Origin of the sequence: Mesorhizobium qingshengii, assembly GCF_900103325.1 — a bacterium.
GTDB classification, from domain to species: domain Bacteria; phylum Pseudomonadota; class Alphaproteobacteria; order Rhizobiales; family Rhizobiaceae; genus Mesorhizobium; species Mesorhizobium qingshengii.
Genome location: NZ_FMXM01000016.1, coordinates 1 through 20348, shown reverse-complemented (window position 1 = coordinate 20348; position 20348 = coordinate 1). Strand labels below are relative to the sequence as shown.

Annotated in this window: 15 protein-coding genes and 1 pseudogene; 3 read left to right on the top strand and 13 right to left on the bottom strand. The window is 59.5% G+C overall.

Translation table 11 applies throughout. The annotated features are described in order from the left end of the window. The first annotated feature begins 305 nt into the window (after positions 1 to 305). The gene (locus tag BLS48_RS23030; RefSeq protein ID WP_167365212.1) at positions 306 to 1547 is read left to right on the top strand and encodes an O-antigen ligase family protein; all 1242 of its coding nucleotides are present in this window, start codon (positions 306 to 308) and stop codon (positions 1545 to 1547) included. A 94-nt stretch (positions 1548 to 1641) separates the two neighbouring features. On the opposite strand, the gene BLS48_RS23025 is transcribed toward BLS48_RS23030, so the two are convergent. The 9 genes from BLS48_RS23025 to BLS48_RS22985 all read right to left on the bottom strand — a co-directional run bounded on the left by BLS48_RS23025 (position 1642) and on the right by BLS48_RS22985 (position 14289). Then, positions 1642 to 3090: a hypothetical protein gene (locus tag BLS48_RS23025; protein ID WP_167365211.1), complete on the bottom strand. Its 1449-nt coding sequence runs from the start codon at positions 3088 to 3090 to the stop codon at positions 1642 to 1644. Positions 3091 to 3110: 20 nt separating this feature from the next. Then, positions 3111 to 5267 (bottom strand): nucleoside-diphosphate sugar epimerase/dehydratase, encoded by a 2157-nt coding sequence (locus tag BLS48_RS23020; RefSeq protein WP_091582572.1) that lies wholly within the window; start codon positions 5265 to 5267, stop codon positions 3111 to 3113. A gap of 250 nt (positions 5268 to 5517) precedes the next feature. Next, the gene (locus BLS48_RS23015; protein WP_091582569.1) at positions 5518 to 6366 is read right to left on the bottom strand and encodes a sulfotransferase family protein; all 849 of its coding nucleotides are present in this window, start codon (positions 6364 to 6366) and stop codon (positions 5518 to 5520) included. A 37-nt stretch (positions 6367 to 6403) separates the two neighbouring features. After that, a complete protein-coding gene (locus tag BLS48_RS36810; protein ID WP_091582566.1) occupies positions 6404 to 7600 on the bottom strand; it encodes a glycosyltransferase family 4 protein in 1197 nt (398 codons plus the stop codon). Positions 7601 to 7606: 6 nt separating this feature from the next. Continuing rightward, positions 7607 to 9538 (bottom strand): sulfate adenylyltransferase subunit CysN, encoded by a 1932-nt coding sequence (gene cysN, locus BLS48_RS23005; protein WP_091582563.1) that lies wholly within the window; start codon positions 9536 to 9538, stop codon positions 7607 to 7609. Further along, a complete protein-coding gene (cysD, locus tag BLS48_RS23000; RefSeq protein WP_167365210.1) occupies positions 9538 to 10503 on the bottom strand; it encodes a sulfate adenylyltransferase subunit CysD in 966 nt (321 codons plus the stop codon). The genes cysN and cysD overlap by 1 nt, the downstream gene beginning before the upstream one ends. Further along, positions 10504 to 11877 (bottom strand): lipopolysaccharide biosynthesis protein, encoded by a 1374-nt coding sequence (locus tag BLS48_RS22995; protein WP_244529811.1) that lies wholly within the window; start codon positions 11875 to 11877, stop codon positions 10504 to 10506. 376 nt (positions 11878 to 12253) lie between these two features. Then, on the bottom strand, positions 12254 to 13072 hold the full coding sequence (locus tag BLS48_RS22990) for a sulfotransferase domain-containing protein (protein WP_244529810.1): 819 nt from the start codon (positions 13070 to 13072) through the stop codon (positions 12254 to 12256). 23 nt (positions 13073 to 13095) lie between these two features. After that, positions 13096 to 14289, bottom strand: coding sequence for a glycosyltransferase family 4 protein (locus BLS48_RS22985; RefSeq protein ID WP_091582865.1), 1194 nt, complete (start codon positions 14287 to 14289; stop codon positions 13096 to 13098). A 192-nt stretch (positions 14290 to 14481) separates the two neighbouring features. Between BLS48_RS22985 and BLS48_RS22980 the strand changes: the two genes are divergently transcribed. Next, positions 14482 to 15384, top strand: a complete 903-nt coding sequence (locus tag BLS48_RS22980) for a formyltransferase family protein (protein ID WP_091582555.1) — start codon at positions 14482 to 14484, stop codon at positions 15382 to 15384. 96 nt (positions 15385 to 15480) lie between these two features. Here the strand turns inward: BLS48_RS22980 and BLS48_RS22975 are convergent, their stop codons facing one another. The 4 genes from BLS48_RS22975 to BLS48_RS22960 form a co-directional block, all read right to left on the bottom strand. Next, the gene (locus BLS48_RS22975; RefSeq protein ID WP_091582552.1) at positions 15481 to 16509 is read right to left on the bottom strand and encodes an NAD-dependent epimerase/dehydratase family protein; all 1029 of its coding nucleotides are present in this window, start codon (positions 16507 to 16509) and stop codon (positions 15481 to 15483) included. Then, complete coding sequence (locus BLS48_RS22970; RefSeq protein WP_091582549.1) at positions 16506 to 17855, bottom strand: UDP-glucose dehydrogenase family protein; 1350 nt, start codon at positions 17853 to 17855, stop codon at positions 16506 to 16508. The genes BLS48_RS22975 and BLS48_RS22970 overlap by 4 nt, the downstream gene beginning before the upstream one ends. Positions 17856 to 18116: 261 nt before the next feature. Further along, positions 18117 to 18818: a hypothetical protein gene (locus tag BLS48_RS22965; RefSeq protein WP_143019475.1), complete on the bottom strand. Its 702-nt coding sequence runs from the start codon at positions 18816 to 18818 to the stop codon at positions 18117 to 18119. A 35-nt stretch (positions 18819 to 18853) separates the two neighbouring features. Continuing rightward, positions 18854 to 19531 carry a hypothetical protein gene (locus tag BLS48_RS22960; protein ID WP_091582544.1) on the bottom strand — a complete coding sequence of 226 codons (678 nt, stop codon included), beginning with the start codon at positions 19529 to 19531 and terminating at the stop codon, positions 18854 to 18856. A gap of 536 nt (positions 19532 to 20067) precedes the next feature. Here BLS48_RS22960 and BLS48_RS22955 point away from each other — a divergent pair. Continuing rightward, positions 20068 to 20348 (top strand): annotated as a pseudogene (locus tag BLS48_RS22955) (molybdate ABC transporter permease subunit); the annotation flags it as partial.

Below are 20348 nucleotides of genomic sequence, written 5' to 3'. Positions count from 1 at the left end.
CCAAAGCCGAGTTTGGAGAGCCAACCCAAGCGACAAGTTTTTACCATGGATGCGCTGACGCGAGCGCGTTCAAGAGGCTTAGTCGCGGCAACGGAATTATCCGAAAGGATAGCGTGGTTGGCCAGGGGCCCATCTTGGCAGATACACCGAATTGCATGTCCATGAGGCTGGTGAAAAGAAGCCTCAAGTAGATTTCAGGAGTGAGGATGAATCACGCCGGGACTCCTCGCGGGTACTGGGCAAAGCCCGACCGCAGGCCGGCTGCCCCGCCCTTGCCAAAGGTGACTGGGAGAATCGGACTCTGGTTGGCCGCCGCGTCCGTTTTCCTCGCTCCCTTCAACATCCTGCGTGTCGACACATTCTACTTTACCGCCAGCGATGCCTTCGCTCTGGCGGCTGTCTTGGCGATGGTGCTCGGGAAATCCTTTCCGCTCGCCCCCTTGGCAGCAGGGACGCTTCTGTGGAACGCCGGGATCGCGCTGTTGTGTGGCATGCTGCTGCTGAGCAGCCTCGTCGTCGGAGATCCAGGGCGAGGCTTCGTCATCTCGGCGCAATATCTGTACGCCTACTTTCTCCTGGCCTTCATGCTCGTTTCGCGCCCCTGGGCCGAAACCGTTCTCTTGATAAAGGCGTTTACCTGCTCGATCGCCTTGATGTGCCTGCAGGGAATAGTGGTGATCGACGTCCTGAAGGGACAAGGCTCGAGTTTCGTCAGCGGCAATGGCCGTTTTATCGGCTGGGTCGAACGCGAAAACGAGTGTGCGTCGCTGATTGCACTAGCGGTTCCCCTGTTGTTGTGGATGGTGGCCTCGGGATGCGCGCGGCCTCGCTGGGCCTGGATCGGAGTGCCGCTCTTTGCGTATGGCATTGTTCTGACTGGATCCAACACCGGCCTGATTGGTCTCGTCTTCGCGCTCACCGTCTTCGTTGTCATGACGGGGTCGTGGCGCCGGATCATCTTGCTGGCGGGATCGTCGCTGGCCACGTTCTTTATCGTCATCACGTGGGGCCGCGACTTCCTGCCAGCCGTCTTCCAACGCCGTGTTTTGAATGCCTTGCAGAATGGCAACATCGATGAGGCTGGCACGTTTGCGGACCGTATGCGGCTTATCAATGAGGCCATTGGCAAAGCGGACAACAATTCGCTGCTCGGCATCGGTGCTGACCAGTATCGACTGGTCAGCGAACTGCATGCTCCTGTCCACAACACCTTTCTCTTGATATGGGTCGAGGCGGGGCTGCCTGGGTTGATCGGCTTTCTGCTCCTGCTGGTCGCCGGCATAATCGTCGGGATGCTCGCTGCCCGGCTTCGCGAAGGACGAATAGCCGCCATTTGCACGCTGGCGACGGTCCTCCTCTTCGCAGCGTTGGCCAATGCGCTGCCGCATCTTTACGGTCGTTTTTTTGTCGTGCCCCTCCTGCTTGGGATAGCGCCCAGTGTTGCGATTTTGCGCGACGGCCCAGCCCCAAGATCGGTCGCCCGCTTCCTTCGTCGTGCTCGCTCCGAGCGGGCTCGTTTGCAGCCTCCCCAACGCAGACCGATCTGAGGCACACCAACTGAGCTTGCCGAGTTCACAAGGTCAAATCGACGCTGACGGAAGAGCTGGATCAGGATCAGCAAGAGCGAGCGACGTGCAGAGACTACTTGCCCGATGGTGACGCTTCCGGGGAGATGAAACGAGCGAGAGCGAACACGCCGTCGACAAAGTCTTCTCCCTGGATAAGCCGACCAACAACCCAGCGTCCCTGGGCATCCTGGCTATCGATGAGTTGACGCACCTTCGAACTCAGTTCGTCAGCGCTCAACTCATCCGCGGCACTGATCCACAGCCGTTGATGGGAAGCTGTCAAGCCACGCTTGGCAAGCTCCAGCCGGGCGAAAACCGGCTCAATCTCGGCACCGGTTTTCATGCCGTAGTGTTGCCAGAGGTTCTTGTAATCGAAGGTCACCTTGCCGCCATCATCAATGTAAAGCGGCCGATTGGTGTTGAGTTCGTAGAAACGTGCCCATTTGCCATCGGGCAGGCGCGCCGCTTTCAGCCAGGTGGCCGCGGACACCGCCGCGTCAAGCAACCGCGCATCCTTGTCCTGTTCGTTCAACTCGATCAGGTAATCGATATTGCCGGCGGTTTCGCGCGAGACGACGCCTGGCGGCTCGAACTTGCGGCCCCATACTGGCTGCATCGAACGATCGTAACCCTGAGCCCAGCCCTGTTGTGGCTCAGGCAGCTGGGCCGCAAGGAGAAAATCACCGACCTTCTCCGCTGTCTTGAGATATGCTGGATCACGATATGTGCGGTAGGCGTTGAGAAAGAGACGACCCATATCGCGAGGAAGATTGTCATTGACGATGAAGTAGGGCGGACGGTCAGGCTTCTGCCATTCGTGAGACCAACTGGCGGGGATACTCGCCTTGGCTGCTGTCTCTACGTCCGCACCAGGCGCGGTTCCTGTGAAGAAGACTGGAAAGGCCCCATTCGGGTACTGGACTTTCATCAGTCGGCGGAGTGCCTTGTCGATGCAGGTACGCACGTCCGGATCCGAACCGCCGCTCGCCCGGTCGAACCACATCAGAAAATTCAGCACGCTCTGTGTGTTGTTGTCGTCGAGTACGGTCTCGTTGCGATGCGGATTGTCCTTGATATCGTGACAAGACTTCCCGCCCACCTTCAGTGCGCGGTAGCACCACGTCGCCGCCTTTTGCGGGTCGGTCTCGATCTTGTAGAACCATCCGCCGGACTCCAGCTGCGTATTCACCAGGGCCGTTGCAACGACCTGGGCAGACTGAAGCCATTGCTTGTCGCCGGTAACTTCGAAAATGCGCAGGAAGGCAGCTCCGACGGCCGGCGTGCCAGGCGGCTGCACCCAGCCAACACTCGCGGGCACGGCACCGCCTTCGCCCACCCTTTTTAGGCCATCGAGCGAATATTTCCATACATAGGTTCCCGCTACACCGAGATGATCGCGGAAGTAGGTGCCCGCGCGCTCGATCGCGCCCCGCGCCTCGGCCACAGTCGGTTGAGGTTCTCCGGCGAGTGCGGTACCGCACGACAGCGCGACAGCCAGAACCGAGGCGATATGTCTTGGCACGGCGACGCTCCCGCCGGGCATCAGGCGGCAGCGTCGCGTGGAGGCATGGCCGCCTTGGCCGAACCGCGTATCACATGAGGCACGAATGACGCCGAGGCGGCCGCCGCGGGTTTTGCCTCCCCTCTCCGGTAACTGGGGAGGAGCTCGGCAACAAGGTCTAACACTCCCGCGGTGTCGCCAGCCCTGGCCGAGCGACGCAATTGCGAAAATGCCTTGCGAAGCGTGTCAAGCGGCACCGGGTTGGGCACGGCGCCCAAGACCCCGGAAATCGGAACGTCGACACGTCTTTCCCTCTCGTCAAAAAGCTCCTCGAACAGCTTTTCACCAGGCCTGCAACCGACAATTTCGATCTTGATGTCTTCATCGGGCCGATACCCGGCGAGCTTGATCATGCGGCGCGCCATGTCGATGATCTTGATCGGCGCGCCCATGTCGAGAACGAAGATTTCTCCTTGGCCAAGTTTCTTTTCCAAGCCATGGGCCGATGCCTGCAAGGTCAGTTCGACCGCCTCCCTTATCGTCATGAAGAAGCGCTTCATCTCCATATCGGTCACGGTCAGCGGACCGCCGCGGGCGAGTTGGCGCTTGAACAGCGGGATCAGCGACCCGCTTGAACCCAGAACATTGCCGAAGCGGACAGTCATGAAGCGGACCGGGGTTTCGCTCGGGACAAAAGCGAGGTCCAGGGACTGGCAATAAAGTTCAGCCAAACGCTTGGTGGCGCCCATGACGCTTGTCGTGTTCACCACCTTGTCCGTCGATATCTGGACCATTGCCTTGGCGCCGCAGAGGCGGGTCGCTTCCGCCACGTTCATCGTACCAATGACGTTGGTAAGAATACCCTCGCAGGGATTCAACTCCACCATCGGCACATGTTTGAGCGCCGCCGCATGGAAGACCAGATCGATCTTATGCCGTTGGAAAATCTCGCCCAGGCGAACTGCGTCGCGCACGTCACAGATATATGGCTTCCGGCTCACACCCGGGAATTTCTCCGCCAGCTCCAGATCGATAGCGTAGAGATTGTACTCGCTGTTATCGATCAGGATCACTTCGGCAGGACCAAGCGCGGCAATCTGCTGTGTAAGCTCGCCGCCGATCGAGCCTCCGGCGCCGGTGACAACGATGCGACTGTTTTCGATCATTCTGGACAGCGCGCCTTTATCAAGCACCGCCTGCGGCCGCTCCAGCAGGTCGGTAAGTTCGATGGGGCGCAGTTCGAAGCGATTCTCGTGTTTGGGATTGCGCAGCTCCAGGACGGGGGCTGGGCGAGAAACGGCGATGCCCAGCCGTTCGGCCCGGTCGATCAGCGCGTCGAGTGCCGGGTCGACGAGACCAGGCATCCTTTCGGTGAAGATCACGTGCCTGGGCTTGATGCCGCGAGCCTCAAGATCGCTGACGACCGCGTCGAAGTCTTCAATGCTGCCCAGAACCGGCACGCCCCTCAGGAAATAGCCTTCTGTCGTCGCGCCCCTTTCGAGCAGGCCGACTGGCCAGTGGCGTGCATCCTGGTCCCGCTGCAGAGCACGAATGTAGAGGTCCGCCGCATCGCTTGCGCCAACCAGCAACACCGGTACCATATCGCGTCCATTGCCTGCTCTACTCGCTGCCGGACCAAATCGGCGTACCTCGAGGAGCTTGGAGCGGATCCGAACCGAAATGAGCATGGGCACCAGCAAGAGTGCCTCGATCACAATCACCGAGCGGGGAATTGAATCGAGCCGTGTCGCTACAAACATCACGAACACGAATGCCAGCGATGCAACGAGCACCGCGCGAACGATCCCGAACATGTCGCCGATAGACGCGTAGCGCCAGTTACGGGTGTAGAGGCAAGTCACCGGGAAAACGATGGCGCAGGTGAGAAAGAAGCAAGGGAGTGCGAAAAGCAGCGACTGGAAGCTCTCAGGATTGTTGACGTCGCCGTCGAGGCCCAACCGCATGAAAGAAGCGAATGACAGCGCCGCGAGAGCCATCGACAGATCGATGACGTACAGAGGAAGATTCTTGCCAACGGCCTTGGTGCGCCCGGTCAGACGTCGACGGAAATATGAAAGGACATGAAGGACTGTCCGCGGTTTGCTGACAAGACGGCCCAGAGCGATTGCGGAGGCTATCAAAAGGGACGGCCCCCCGAGCGGACCGACTGTTTCCAGTGGTTGATCTAACTGGCTCATTACCAGGACCTCGACAAAGCTTCGCCGTCGCGCGTCAAGAGAGCGCGCTAAAATGAACGGCTGTTGAATTCGCGGACACAGATCCACGCGTGCCAACTCTTGTTCATTCAAGAACAAGCTGGCCCGAGGTCATCTGTCTCCGAAGCGAACGACTTTATGGTTGCTATGGAAAGCCTTGCGGACCTCCGGCGCAACACCCGCTTTTGTCCATGGAGAAACTACCCAGGTCACAAGAGAGACTTTAGCGGGCTCAATCCAAAGAGGTACTTCCGCCAGCCTGACCCAGCCAGCCCGACAGGTCCTGCTGCACCAGCGCACCCAACTTCTCGACATCGGCCGCATAAAAATTGACAAGCCGGGATCGCAGCCTCGGGGTAAACGGCGGATAGGCAATCTGGCCGGCCAGGGCGCCCCGTGCGGCCGCGAAAACAGAACTGTCCCTGAACGGACGAACCAGCGGCTTTAATGGTTTCATGATCTTGCGCAACCGCGGCCCAATCATTGGTTCCCTGCGGTCTTTCACCTTTTTCGCGACGGGCATCGCCGTTGCGGCCGCGGGGAGACCCAGAAACTGCCTAACCTTGCTCAAATGCTCCACAGGCCTTGCCACCATTTCCTCGAAAAAGAGAACCAGCACCCGATCCTTCGGATAGAGATCGAGATAAGCCTGCAACTGCGCGCAGTAGAGGCCGCCGACAAGAAAGCGCCCCTGGGAGCCCATGCCCGCATCGAGATAGGAATCGATGTCACGACCGACCTCGCCGCGGCGATAGAGCATGCAATAGTCTGAATAGGCACGTTCGACCGGGTTGCGAAGCTGTACGATCAGCCTGACATGCGGCAGCAGGTCGTGGACCCTTTGAGGAGCCGAGGGGGTATCCAGGTAGGAATTCGACTTTTCGCCTACGAGTTGTCCTGCCTGAATCTCCGGAAACTGACGGAAGTACCAGTCGTCGCCTCGATCATGGAAGCGGCTGAAATAGTGCAACTCGGGATCTGGCATGCAGACGGCCGGATCTGCCTGCAGAGATTGCTGGAGCCAGGTCGTGGCACTTTTTGCCGCGCCGATAATAAGAAAGTCGATGTCTTGCGCCTGCATTTGTCAAACCCTTATGTGCCGATCTTGACTTGCAACGTCACGCGCCAGGCCGGTGCCGCGAAGGGGAGTGAAGCACCCCTTCGTAGATTTCCGTGACACTTTCGACATGCCGGTCGGTGCCGTATGAGACGAAGGCCTGGTCTCGTGCTGTCTGGCTGATCCTGGTCCAAAGGAGCGGGTCCGAGAGCAACCGCCATAGCGGCTGCATGAACCCCCCGGTGTCTTCGGGAGCAACCAGGAACCCTGTCCGTCCATTCTCGATTGCCTCCGGATTGCCTCCATGATCGGTCGCGACCACCGGCGTACCAAGAAACATCGCCTCGATCAGGGTCCTTCCAAAAGGCTCTCCAACGGCGGGAACGACGAGAACGTCTGTGGCCGCCAGGAAAGGCTCGATCGGGCTGCGAAAGCCCATGAGGCGGACCGTTCGACCGAGCCCGCGCTCGGCGCAACGTGCCATGGCGGCGGCTTCGAAATCCTGCGAGCCAGCCGGCGAAATCCCGAACACGCAACCGACAATCGGGATTTGAGGATACTCGCGCGCGAAACGTTCAATGATGTCTATGAAGAGAAGGGGGCGCTTTCGCTCGATCAGGCCGCCGATGAAGCTCAGGACTCGTGTGCCCGGCTCGAGGCCAAGCTCGTCCAGGAGCGCGGCCTTGGCGGCGGCCCTGTCAGGAATTGCCGATGGGTGATCGAAGGGGCTGTGGATGACGCTCAATCGTCCATTCAGGGATCTGATCGGATGTTTCGGCCGCGAAAATCGGGACACTGTCACCATACGATCCGCGATCAGCGGCCCAAGAACATTGGCGCCCTTCGCATCGGGATCGCCGCGATGATGCCAAACCAGCCGTGCGCCCGCCAGCCGTGCGGCGATGCCCCAGTTGACATGCGTTCTGCCATCGTTGGTATGAACGATGTCGAACCGTTGCTCCCTGATGAAACGGAGCATGCAGGGGAGCGTGGTGGTCAGGTAGTTTGCGATGTCGCCTAGGCTCGTTCCTTTCGCCGGCAGCGTTTTCGACAGCGGGAGCCCCGTGAAAGGTTGGCCTTGTCGTTGCAGAAAGGTCGCTAGGGGTCCGGTCGGCTCCTGCAGCACCAAGACCGGCTCGACCCGCGATCTGTCCAGATTCTGGATGAGCTTCAGTGCCGAGATGTGACTGCCCCCGACATCGTCACCGACAAATGGAAAGCAAACCCGTATCGGCTCCTGGCCAGCCCCGTCGCTCATCGCCCGCTACCCGGTTGCGCTTCCAAGATAACAGCCTCGGTCGAGATGGCTGACGATCAGCTCCGCGGCCTCATCGGCGCTCAGATCTGGCGTAATCGTTATATGTGGAGCTTCGGGGCGCTCATAAGGACTGCCAATGCCAGTGAAATTCTGGATCAACCCGTTTCGGGCGCGTTGATAGAGGCCCTTCGGGTCACGACCTTCCGCCACCTCCAGCGGCGTATCGATGAAGATTTCGATAAACTGTCCGGCGGCAAAGAGGTCGCGCGCCATCCGGCGTTCCGCCCGGAATGGTGAAATGAACGAAGCCAGCACTATCAATCCGGCATCGACCATCAGCTTGGCGGCTTCGGCCACACGACGAATGTTCTCGACACGGTCGGCGTCGGTAAAGCCAAGGTCCCTGTTCAGGCCGTGGCGAACATTGTCGCCATCCAGAAGATACGTGTGCTTGCCGATTGCATGAAGACGCTTCTCCACGAGATTGGCGATCGTTGACTTCCCGGCACCCGAGAGGCCTGTGAACCACAGCAGCGCCGGTTTTTGGCCTTTGGCGATCGCTCGCGCGTTCATGTTCACGTCCAGCGCCTGCCAATGGATATTGCTTGCCCTGCGCAGGCTGAAGTCAATCATTCCAGCCCCGACCGTGTGATTGCTTATCCGGTCGATGATGATGAACGCGCCGGTGTCGTGCACTCGGCAGAAAGGATCGAAAGCAAGCGGCGCCTGCGTCATTATATTGACGAAGCCGACTTCGTTCTTTTCAAGGGTTTTCGTGGCGAGCTTTGCGAAATTATTGATATCCACCCTGTGTTTTATATGCGTGACGCTAGCACCTACGGCGCTGGTGGCGAGCTTGATCAGATACGGACGGCCGGGGATCAACGGATCGTCATGCATCCAGAGCACATGCGCCGCAAACTGATCGGACACCTCCGGGCGTTCGGCCGCGGCCGCCAGAACGTCGCCGCGGGACACGTCGATCTCGTCTTCGAGCATCAGTGTGACAGCCTCGCCGGCGCCTGCCTCGGGCAGGTCTCCATCCTGGGTGACAATACGCTTCACCAAGGTTGTCACGCCTGAGCGTGCCACCGCTACGCGGTCTCCCGGCCTTACCACCCCGGCTGCAATGGTGCCGGCAAATCCGCGAAAGTCGAGGTTGGGACGATTGACCCATTGCACCGGCATGCGGAATGGGGCGGCGCGACGGTCGCTCTCCACCTCGATGGACTCCAAGTGCTCGATGAGTGTCGGGCCCTGATACCAGGGGAGTTTCGCACTTCTGGAAAGAACATTGTCTCCATAGCGGGCGGACAGGGGGATGGCCTGCAGCGAAACGAAGCCGAGCGGCTCCGCAAAACTTCGATAGGCCGTCTCGATCTCGTCGAATACAGCCTGCGAATAGCCGACCAGGTCGATCTTGTTGATCGCAAGAACAACGTGCCGGATTCCGAGCAGGGAAACGATAAAGGAATGTCGGCGGGTCTGGTCGAGGATTCCCTGCCTTGCATCGACAAGGATGATCGCAAGATCGGCGTTGGAGGCGCCGGTGGCCATGTTGCGGGTATATTGCTCATGCCCGGGCGTGTCGGCGACGATGAATTTGCGTTGCTCGGTGGCGAAGAAACGATAGGCCACATCGATCGTAATGCCTTGTTCGCGCTCACTGGCGAGGCCGTCAACCAGAAGGGCAAAGTCGAGATCGTCGCCAGTCGTGCCGTGCCGACGGGAATCAGCCGCAAGTGCCGCGAGTTGATCTTCCATCAGCAGCTGGGTGTCGTAGAGCAGCCTGCCGATCAGTGTCGACTTGCCGTCGTCCACGCTGCCGCAGGTGAGAAACCGCAACAGGCTCTTCCGCTCATGGGCATGAAGGTAGTGCGAGACGGTCTCGCAGTTCGACGAAGCTTCGAGTTCCTCGGTTTGAGCAAAACCCAGCATCAGAAGTACCCCTCACGCTTTTTCTTTTCCATTGATGCCGCCTCATCATGATCGATCAGGCGGCCCGATCGCTCGGAAGTCCTCGCGACAAGCATTTCCTGGAGCACTTCGGGAACAGTCGCGGCGGTGCTTTCGGTGGCCGCGGTGAGTGGGTAGCAACCAAGGGTGCGGAAGCGGACAGAGCGCATTTCGGGCACTTCGCCCGGGCGCAGCGGCAGACGGTCGTCATCCACCATGATCCACTGTCCGTCGCGCTCCACGACCGGGCGCTTTGCCGCAAAGTAGAGCGACACGAGGGGGATGCGCTCCCTCATGATATATTGCCAGATATCGGTTTCGGTCCAGTTCGAGAGGGGGAAGACGCGAACAGACTCCCCAGCCTTCAGCCGGCCGTTGTAGAGGTTCCACAATTCCGGACGCTGGTTCTTTGGATCCCAGCCGTGACTATCGCTGCGAAGCGAAAACACTCGCTCTTTCGCGCGGCTTTTTTCCTCATCTCGCCGCGCCCCGCCGAAAGCGGCATCGAAGCCGAACGAGGACAATGCCGATTTCAACGCTTCCGTCTTCATGATCTGCGTGTAGATCGATGAGTTGTGGGTAAAAGGCGTGATACCCTCGGCGAGACCCGCCTCGTTGCGACGCACCAGCAGATTCAAACCGAGCCGCGCGACGGTCTCATCGCGGAAGCGGATCATCTCCTTGAACTTCCAGGTCGTATCGATGTGGAGCAGGGGAAACGGCAATTGCGACGGGTAGAAAGCCTTTATCGCGAGGTGCAACATCACCGCGGAGTCCTTGCCCACGGAATACAACATCACAGGGTTACGCAACTCGGCCGCCACCTCTCGAATAATATGGATCGATTCAGCCTCGAGCCGCTGCAGATGGGTAAGGGACGGCGACGAGGGAGCGGGGCGTCGCTGTGCTATGGGCAAGGTGGCTGAAGCTTGAGGTGCAGGAGTCATCTAGATTGCCTTTGAGGAGGAAAGACTTGCCGGATTGAGGCTGTCCGCTGGCCGTATTTGCCTGTCGGTGTGAAGAGTCTTGAACGCCTGTTGCAATGAGAGCGCCAAACCTGTGGTCCACAGTATGCCCAAGACGATGTGGGCGATGTTGCCGCCCATTGCACCGATCCGCGGGATCAGCAGGAGTGCCGTCACGTGGAAGGCGACTGTCGCAAGGACAACGATTCGCAACACCTCGCGCTGCTTGCCCATGGCCAGCAGGGCGGATCGGGCGGCAGAGCCGGAAAGCACGAAGGCGACCGCCACCATCTGCACGATGACGAGGTTGGCTGCGCCGAGAAAATCGGGCCCTGCGGTCCAGACGAGCAGCGGCCGAATGAGCGCCGCGACAACCAGGATACAAAGGATTCCAAAGCCGAGCAGCATGGCTTCGGCCTGAAAGATCGCCCGCTTGAATTCCTTGATGCTTCCCTTCGCCCAAAGGCGGGCTACATCAGGATAGAGGACATTCTGCACCTGGGGGCCGACTTGCTGGCCGACGCGTCCTATGCGCTTGGCGATTTGGTACAGGCCCGCTGAAGCCGGGTCGGCGAGGAAACCGACCAGCAACGTATCGAGTTCCTGCGCGCTCACGCGCAAGGTGAGCGAAATGTTTGAAGACCACGCGAAATTCCAGATGCCGGGAAAGCGGCTTGTGATTCCCGCCAGGGGCGCGCGCAGGATGTTGTGGACGCCCTGTCTGTGCAGCGCCCTCATTGTCAACGTCAACAGCGTCAGGGAGCCGAGTATCTGGGTTCCTCCCCAAACCGCGGCGAAATAGGCGAGATCAGCTTTAAGCAGCACGCCGAGGAGGCACAGCAATACCCGCAAAACCGCGTTGAGCAGCTGTCCATAGGCCAGGAGGCGGAAGTTGCCGGCCATGCGCTGCACCGCGACCGGAACACCTGAGATCTGGAACAGCAGGACGCTGGAATACAGAACGAGAAGATGCACGATTTCTGCGGACCAACCGAAGAATGGTGCGACGAGAAGGGCGACGCCCACGGCGATGACCCAGGCGCAAACGGCGGCGCCAACATCGATAAGCAAGCCGAATTTCATGAGAATGCGCAGGCCATCGCGGCCCTCGGACGCATTCAGGCCCGCCGCATATTTGATGATTGGCTGCCACGATTGGAAACTGACAACGCGCTCGACGACCCGCGTGAACGCGATAATCAATGCGAGCTGGCCATAGCTTGCCACGCCAAGTGCGCGCGCCGAAAGCGTAAAGGCTACAAGCCCAAGCAATGAGCCGAGAAAATTGCCCGTCAAAAGGTGTGCGATATTGGCCAGGCGCGTGCGGCCGGCGCTCCTGTGTTTGAGGGCCTCCATCACACGTCGACCCAGTCCTCTGATCATCGCAATCGTTGCCAAACTCACCCCACACCCCGTCCTTGCGGAGCAACACAGATCCCAGATCCAGCCAGAGCACTGCTGACGTCTTCCATCATCGGCGGAAAAGAAGAACCCGCCACAACCAAGTTCGGCTCTGTTGCAACCTCAATCAGTCAGGACCCGATCATTGCTACGACTGATGGCCTAGCCCATTAGCGGTAAGGAATTCACGGCCCGCCGGACCTGGTCATGCATCTGAATTCAACCGCTTCCGTCACTCGCGCCGCGGGTCTGCCTGCTCGCACCGGATTGCCAGGACGATCGAGGCTGCGCGCATGGACCGCCCGCCAGGTTTCAATCCGATGGCAAGCCTTCAATTATACCGCGAGAAATGGGTTCCGCCGCGGCAAAGCAACTCCTTCGCGGCCGGGGTCAACCATTCGGTGCAGGTTCGCTCGATCAGCTCGGCCTGCGCGTCAGTGAGGTAGTCGGCGAAGCCTCCGACCTTCCCGCGACGCATGCGACGACTTTCCGCATCGCCACGGTCATACACATGCGCCGGCAGGCCCCCCGCCACCTCATGTTCACGCATCGCTTCAAAACGGGAAGCCTCGATAGCCTCCTTGAGGTCCGGCGCGGACGGGACATGCCCGAGAAACCGCAGGATGCGCGAGGATGTGCCGACAGGGTCGTCTGTCAGTTCTTCATAGCTCAACACGGCATGCCTGTGATGCGTCAGGCCCTTCGCCCAGTTGTTCAGATAGACAATGAGGGCGGGCAGACCTTGCCGGTAATCGTAGATGAAGGCATCCATATCGCCTTCGAAGCGATGCTTGTGGCGCGTTGCGTGGAAATAGGCTGATACGACCACGTCGCGCGGATCGCGAACCATGAAGATGACTGGCCGGCGGAAGAACAGCGTTCGCCTGTAGTCGAGATGCGAAACGAGGATGAGCGGCACCCGAGGGCGCTGTTCCGCGTAGCGGAAAGCAGGAATCCCGCGTTCCGGATCAAGGTCGAAGTTCGGAAGAACTTCAAACATGCGGAAGAGATCGACATTCCCGTCATGCGCTGTCCGGCTGAAATAATCCGATAGGATATGCCTGAACCAGGTTCGCCCCGATTTCGGATAGGAAACAAGGAATGCATCTGCCCCGGAGCCAGCCCAGGTCATTTTGATGCGTGTTTCCATCTTGCGCAAAGCGCGACCGGTGGTCAGCATGGCGAGAGCTCTTTATTGCCGCGCGACGCCAGGGCAGCGCGAATGACTTGGTCCCAGTTCTGCATTACATATTCGGGGGTGAACCTGGCGGCACTTACTCCCGCCGCCGCGCCTAGCTTCTGGCGCAGGCTTTCATCGCCTAGCAGCCGTCGAAGGCCGGCCGCGAGCGCATCGACATTTCCGCTTTCGACGAGAAGTCCATTCTTCTCATTTTCAACCATCTCCCGAGGCCCCCACTGACAGTCGAAGGATATGACGGGCAGGCCGGCTGCCATGGCCTCCAGCAGCACGATCCCCCAACCTTCGTAGCGGGACGAAAGCACGAAGGCATCGGCGGTTTCCACCCAGATGCCGGGCTGGCTGGTTATCCCGGGCATTTCAACGCAGTCGTGCAGGCCCAGGCGATCACGCTCGGCCTCAAGCTCGGCGCGGTCGGGACCCTCGCCCCAAATTACCAATTTCCATTCGGGGAAATCGCGGCGGACGTTGGCGAATGCCTTTAGCAGAAGGTCGAAACCTTTCTGGGGGACCAGACGGCCGACGGCGACGAGCAAGTTGCCGCCCCGGCGCGGTTTGCCAGCCGCGGGCAGATCGACCGGATTGGGAATGACCCAGCTTCGCTTGCGCATGGCAGGGCTGAAGTAATTCAGCGCTCCCTTGGTCATGGTGACCAATCCGAAGGCGGATGGATAAAGCGTCGCCCGAAGAAACCGCCAGATCGGGCCCACGTCCTGCAGGGCAGGATTGTTACGCTCCGAAACCACAACGCTAAGGCCGAGCCCTCGACTTGCCGCCAGCGACATCACGTTGGTACGCGTGAGAAAGCTCAGGGTCACATCCGGGGCCAACCTCCTGAGCGCTCGGCGCAGAAGAAATACCCTGCGAGTGCTTGCGACAATTGCCCCTAACTTCGATCGTTTCACCTGTGGCAATCCCAACCGCTCTATCCTGACCGCGGGATCGAAAGGATAGTAAGGCGGGGGACCGGGTGGCTCGAATGTGACCAAAGTCACGAGCCAGCCTCTTGCGGCCCACTGGTTGGCGAGAACGTTGACGACATGTTCGGTGCCGCCGGCGCCCAGTCCAGGTAGCACGATCAACACATGCGGCCGGCGCGAGCCAATGCGCAGACGCTCGGCCGCAACGGCATCGCCATCCGGAAGTGCCAAGCCGACGCCATAGTCCATCGACAGTTCCAATCCCAAAGCCCTGATCCCCCTACTATCCGGCCTTTTGTCTCCCGGAAGACTTGGACATTGGGATGCCTCAAAGAGGATCGGGTACCTCTAAAGGCGGACTTGGGCGTAGAAGCGAAGCGAACAATAGAAAAGAGGCGGCGTCCGCTGTCGCTTGCGGCCGTGAATTGGAGTCAGGATTTCATGCGCATAGCCTTTGTCGGCGCGGTGGAAGGATCACGCGTTGCGTTCGACGCCCTCGTCGAAGCGGGTATGACACCGTCGCTGCTCGTCACCCTTGCGGTCGACGCTTCCGCACGCCACTCCGATTTCGTCGATTTGGCAGGTCCGGCGCGCGCAGCGGGAGTAGAAGTCCACCTGACCAAGAATATCAACGCGCCCGATACAATCGCGAAGCTTCAAGAAGGTCGACCCGATTTGACGCTGGTGGTCGGCTGGTCGCAGATCTGCCGCGCCGAATTTCGTTCGGTGGCCCGCTTCGGCTCGGTAGGCTTCCATCCGGCGCCGTTGCCGCGCTTTCGAGGCAGGGCGGTGATCCCCTGGACGATCATCGCGAACGAGAAGGAGACTGGGTCGACATTCTTTCGGCTCGATGAAGGCGTCGACAGCGGTCCGATTGTCCTGCAGAAACTCTTTGCCGTCGCGCCGGACGAGACCGCGCGTTCGCTCTACGAAAAGCACAAGCGGGCCCTGATGGAGATGACCCCCCTCGTTGTGTCAGCGATCGCCCGTGACAACAGGGTGGGCGTTGCGCAGGACGACTCCCTCGCCAGCTACTGTGCCAAGCGTTCGGCGGATGACGGGATAATCGACTGGACGCAGACGGCCGAAAGTATTCTGCGTTTTGTTCGCGCTGTTGGCGATCCCTATCCGGGCGCCTTCACCCTCGATGGCGGAGCCAAAATCATCGTCGACGAGGCACGCATGTTTGCCGGGCGAGGGCGCTACATAGGGCTGACTGGCCAGGTGCAAACGCATACCGACAGCGGCTTTGCCGTGCTTTGCGGCGACGGAGCAACCATTGAGGTGTCATCCTGGCGCGGCGGCGCCAGACCGAAGATACACGCCAAGCTGATGTCGGCCTGACAGGGTCCCGTGTTGGCCCTTTCGTGTGCCACGGTCGCACGCGCGGAATCTAAGCAGCGCACTTGAGCGCCTGGTGATTCCGGTTGGCGATAGTCGCTAGGCGGCGATTGTCGGCCGCGATGGCCATTCTTCCAGATACCAACGTATGAAGGCAGCCACCCCGTCCTCTACGCTGGTCTTGGGGCGAAAACCGGTAAGGGCCTCCAGGAGGCGCGGGTCGGCATAAGTCGCCTGCATGTCGCCTGATTGCATCGGCAACATCTTGCGGATGGCACGTTTGCCGAGACAATTCTCGATGGTCTCGATGAAAGACAACAGCTCCACCGGCTGGCCAACGCCTATATTGACAACACGCCACGGCGCCACGGGTGACAGCGTGTCGACGACATCCGGGCCAGACACCGGCCGGCCGGCCACCGGCACACATCCGATGAGCCGGACGATGGCTTCGACAAGATCGTGAACATAGGTGAAATCGCGTTTCATCCCACCTTCGCCATAGACTTCAATCGGGCGCTCGTTCTCGATGGCGTCGACAAACTTGAAGAGCGCCATGTCGGGTCGACCCCAGGGGCCGTACACGGTGAAGAAGCGGAAGGATGTCGTTGGGATCTGGAAAAGATGCGAATAGGAGTGTGACATCGCCTCCACCGCCTTCTTGGTCGCCGCGTAGAACGTCAGCGGCCAATCGGTCTTGTCGGTCTCGACGAACGGGATTTGTTCATTCGCGCCATAGACCGAACTGGTGGAGGCAAGCAGCAGATGTCTTGGCTTCAGATCGCGAGCAAGTTCGAGGACGTTGAAGGAACCGACCAGATTGCTGTCGGTGTAGCTTCGCGGATTGTCGATCGAGTACCGCACACCAGCTTGCGCGGCCAGATGGACAATCACATCGGGCATGGCCGAGTCTGCCGTCCGCCGGAGGGCATCCATGTCTTCCAACTGCCCGATATGGAAGCGGAAGGCGTCGTACCGCTGCAGCAAGGCATGTCGGGAATGCTTCAGGGCAACGTCGTAGTATGGCGTCATCCCGTCGAAGCCGGTCACGGAGTGACCTTCATCCAGCAGGCGGCGCGCCAGATGGAAACCGATAAATCCCGCGGTTCCGGTGACGAGATACCTCATTCGGCGGCCGCGGCAAAAACAGGACTATCCCCTGCCACTCCCTCGCCGACGTTCACGTATTCAAATCCATGCTTGCAGATATCTTCCCGCCTGTAGATGTTACGTAGGTCGACCACGACCTGCTTCGACATGGTGCGCGACAGCCGTGCAAAATCCAGGGCACGAAACTGGTTCCACTCCGTGACAATCACCAGGGCATCGGCACCCTTGGCGCATTCATACGCTCCCTTCGCATACTCGACGCTCGCGCCAAGCATGAGCCGTGCTTGTTCCATGCCTTCGGGGTCATACACTCGAACATGCGCCCCGAAATCGATCAAGGCTTGGATAATCGAGAGGGAAGGCGCGTCACGGACGTCATCTGTGTTGGGTTTGAATGTGAGGCCGAGTACGGCCACTGTCTTTGCTCGAACATTGCCGCCGCAGGCGAGTACGATCCTGCGGGCCATGATGCGTTTTCGCTGGTCGTTCACGGCGACCGTCGTTTCGATTAGCCGTAGCGGCGCGCCGCTGTCTTGCGCCGTCTTGACGAGCGCCAGCGTATCCTTTGGAAAACAGGACCCGCCATAACCAGGGCCTGCATGCAGGAATTTCGGACCAATGCGGTTGTCGAGCCCGATGCCCCGCGCCACCTCCTGGACGTTCGCACCCACGTTCTCGCAGAGATCTGCGATCTCGTTGATGAATGTAATCTTGAGCGCCAGGAAGGCGTTGGCCGCATACTTTGTCAGTTCCGAGGTGCGACGCCCGGTGAACATGATCGGCGCCTGGTTGAGATAGAGCGGCCGGTAGACTTCCGCCATCACTTCACGGCTGCGTTCGTCCGACGGCAGACCGATAACGATCCTGTCCGGACGTTTGAAGTCGTCGATGGCAGCTCCTTCGCGAAGGAATTCCGGGTTCGACACGACTGCCACATCCGCGGCCGGATTACAGCCGCGAATAATCCGTTCGACTTCATCTCCGGTTCCCACTGGCACCGTGGATTTGACCGCGACCACCGTAAAGCCGCGAACCGCTGCCGCGATTTCACGCGCCGCCTCGTAAATATAGGAAAGGTCGGCATGACCGTCGCCTCGCCTCGAAGGCGTCCCGACGGCAATGAACACCACATCCGCGTCTGCGACTGCCGGCGCGAGCGCGCTTGTAAAGGCGAGCTGCCCTGTCGCGGAATTCTTGGAGACAAGGTCTTCGAGACCTGGCTCGTAGATCGGCATTCTTCCAGCTTGAAGATCGACGATTTTGGCCTCTGCCTTGTCGATGCAGACAACTTTGTGACCAAAGTCAGCCAAGCATGCCCCAGACACAAGACCGACGTAACCTGAACCAACGATTGCAATGCGCATGAGCTCGCCACTCTGATGATGATATCCTTCTTTGATTAAGCCAGTAGCGATCAAGAAAATGGAGCGCGAAATCGGATATGGCATTACCTCTTCCGAGACCGCCGCGCTCTGAAAACACCGGTAGGCGCCATTTGATTGCGCTAAATGCGGATAGCCTTCCAAAGGGGTTAGGCCCGCGCGACACCTCCCCGCCAAAACGCCAATGAAGGGTATGTGCCCGGATACCTTCAGCACTTGTTGGCAAGCGCTGAAGGAAGGTGCTCACTGGGCCCCGTTTCCGTCCAGCGCCTTTACGAGGCTGCATTGAGACGCGGGAAATTTCGCTGCGCTTGCGGCAGCAAACGCTTGATCTATCGCCGATTTCCGGCTCAGGCCATTGTGCAGGAACATTTGCCCTTTTTTTCGAAACAGATCTCGCTGCTCGCAAAAGACGGCAGCTGACCAACCCGGGCCGCTCCGATCAACCGAATTGGACACGTACGAACAATCGTCGGGCCGAGACGATTTCTTCTGGCATCCTGCCAGGGCTTTTTGGGCTGCCTCCACGCCGGAACGGTGTCCCCAAACAGCGGTCCAACTCCCGTCTATTGATCCGGATATCGCTTCCCAGGCGTGTTTGCCAGGATCAAACCGCATCAACTGATTGAACTCTTTCTTCGTCAAAGCGTTGGTCTGCGGCCGCTTCGTTTGTCTTTGCCATGCCCTTAAAGCGTCCAGTGTTCGCTGATCAATCTTGCCATCCGGAATGCGAGACAGGAAATTGCCCTCGAATAACTTCGCCTGGGCTTGATAGACCTCTGTTTGGTTCAGCTGGGACTGCGCGACGGAGCGCTCCGGCATCACCAAAAGCGCTAGGCAGAAGGCGGCGACGCTCGCACGGCGACTTTCCATCTCTCTCTCCGCTCTGGCTATATCGGTTGCAGCTGTGCCCTCATTGCCAGTGGCCGCAATGGAACCTGCCATCGAGCGAGGCTCCATTGCGGCGGAATGCCGGATAATCAAAATGCGTAGTTGGGCGCACGGTTTGTCTTCGAACCATCACCTGCAGCGGTGGCTGGTTTTGCGAAGAGGAAAGCCCCATCCCTGGAGACCAGATCCGCCGGCATCATCTGGAATTCGCGCTGCGAATGCGGCACATCCAATTCCCTGTCGACGATATGCCAGAGGTTGTCGAAGAACGACCCGTCGGCCAGCCGCAAACTCCCGCCCTTCAGCGGCTTCGTGGACGAGAAAACCGTTGCGGGATTGGCCCACATGTCGGCAATCGCCACGTCGTAGTAACCAGGATAGGCGGTGTTTGGCTTGATGATGGCGAAGGGCGTGTTCTTTTCAGGCCAGCCTATCCGTCCCACGGTCAGGCATTCGCCTGGCTCGGGCAATCTTGCCTTCACCAGATAGGCCAGTGCCGCATTGATGCCTCCGATTTCCGAAACGACGTGTGCCGTCAATCCCGCGCGGGCCAGCTGCATCAGCTCTCTGGCCTGTTGCTCGTAAATACCGGCCAATGTCAGAAAAGCCAGCCATTGCTGGTGCGGGCAGTCATCCTTGGCCTGGCAGAGAAGTCGCCCTGCCTCCAAGGCGGATTCGATCCTTCTTTTGTCCGCTTCCGCGAACGCTTCCCGCGCCGGACGAATGTGTTCGGCTAGCTCCATCAGTTCCTTTGAAATGTTCTTCATTTCCTCCCTCTCCCCGATCGATATCCAGCCAGCACCTTATTATTACGTTGGTTTGGCGTTGCGTAGAACTCGTCCAAGGGTACTGCGCGAGATGCTATCGAGGCTCAACCAACCTATTCTGTCGGGTATGGCTACACTTTCGGCTATACCTGCTTGTTGGCCTTCATGCCGACATTCGACTGCGGAACGCTGCATATCGGGCATTGTGAGTGCTGACGCGGCAAGCCGTTGCTTGGGATCGCGCCGCATATTTGTGCATTTATGCAGGCGCTTGTTCCCGGCGGAAGAGTATGAGCCGATTGAAATGAGGGCGACCGTATCATTTCGGCGAGGGTGCCTACCCGACCTGACCTAAATATCCGCGCATTAAGTGGTAGTCGCACGACCTCGGAAATTCCGAATGGCGACGAAGGACGAAACGCCACTGGGCGAATAGACGTAGTGGCAGGGATCGTTCAAACATCTTGCGCATACAAACCGCTTCGAGCCATAGCGGATGCAATCTTGGTTGAGTGAGAGGGACTTCCCTGAACTCGATGACCGCAGCATTCGTGACCATGGCACCGGCTCCGGCGGGGTGGCGGTTCAGACAGCCGAGTGTCATTCCGGGTTTCGGATTGACGCTCGGCTTCTCGCTTGCCTACCTCACGCTGATCATCCTCATTCCCTTGTCCGGGCTGGTCTGGCGCTCGGCGGCGCTCGGCTGGACCGAGTTCTGGGCCATCGCCACCGACCGGCGCACCGTCAACGCGCTGGAGATCAGCTTCGGCACCGCCTTCGTCGCGGCCGCCGTCAACGTCGTCTTCGGCACGCTCGT

Bases quoted from the DNA above. Each gene is read 5' to 3' on its own strand.
- BLS48_RS23020 (WP_091582572.1), bottom strand. From the start codon at position 5,267: ATGAGCCAGTTAGATCAACCACTGGAAACAGTCGGTCCGCTCGGGGGG.
- BLS48_RS22975 (WP_091582552.1), bottom strand. From the start codon at position 16,509: ATGAGGTATCTCGTCACCGGAACCGCGGGATTTATCGGTTTCCATCTG.
- BLS48_RS22965 (WP_143019475.1), bottom strand. From the start codon at position 18,818: ATGGCAGGTTCCATTGCGGCCACTGGCAATGAGGGCACAGCTGCAACC.
- cysN (WP_091582563.1), bottom strand. From the start codon at position 9,538: ATGCTGGGTTTTGCTCAAACCGAGGAACTCGAAGCTTCGTCGAACTGC.
- BLS48_RS22970 (WP_091582549.1), bottom strand. From the start codon at position 17,855: ATGCGCATTGCAATCGTTGGTTCAGGTTACGTCGGTCTTGTGTCTGGG.
- BLS48_RS22980 (WP_091582555.1), top strand. From the start codon at position 14,482: ATGCGCATAGCCTTTGTCGGCGCGGTGGAAGGATCACGCGTTGCGTTC.
- BLS48_RS23015 (WP_091582569.1), bottom strand. From the start codon at position 6,366: ATGCAGGCGCAAGACATCGACTTTCTTATTATCGGCGCGGCAAAAAGT.
- BLS48_RS22985 (WP_091582865.1), bottom strand. From the start codon at position 14,289: ATGGACTATGGCGTCGGCTTGGCACTTCCGGATGGCGATGCCGTTGCG.
- BLS48_RS36810 (WP_091582566.1), bottom strand. From the start codon at position 7,600: ATGAGCGACGGGGCTGGCCAGGAGCCGATACGGGTTTGCTTTCCATTT.
- BLS48_RS22990 (WP_244529810.1), bottom strand. From the start codon at position 13,072: ATGGAAACACGCATCAAAATGACCTGGGCTGGCTCCGGGGCAGATGCA.
- BLS48_RS22960 (WP_091582544.1), bottom strand. From the start codon at position 19,531: ATGAAGAACATTTCAAAGGAACTGATGGAGCTAGCCGAACACATTCGT.
- BLS48_RS22995 (WP_244529811.1), bottom strand. From the start codon at position 11,877: ATGGAGGCCCTCAAACACAGGAGCGCCGGCCGCACGCGCCTGGCCAAT.
- cysD (WP_167365210.1), bottom strand. From the start codon at position 10,503: ATGACTCCTGCACCTCAAGCTTCAGCCACCTTGCCCATAGCACAGCGA.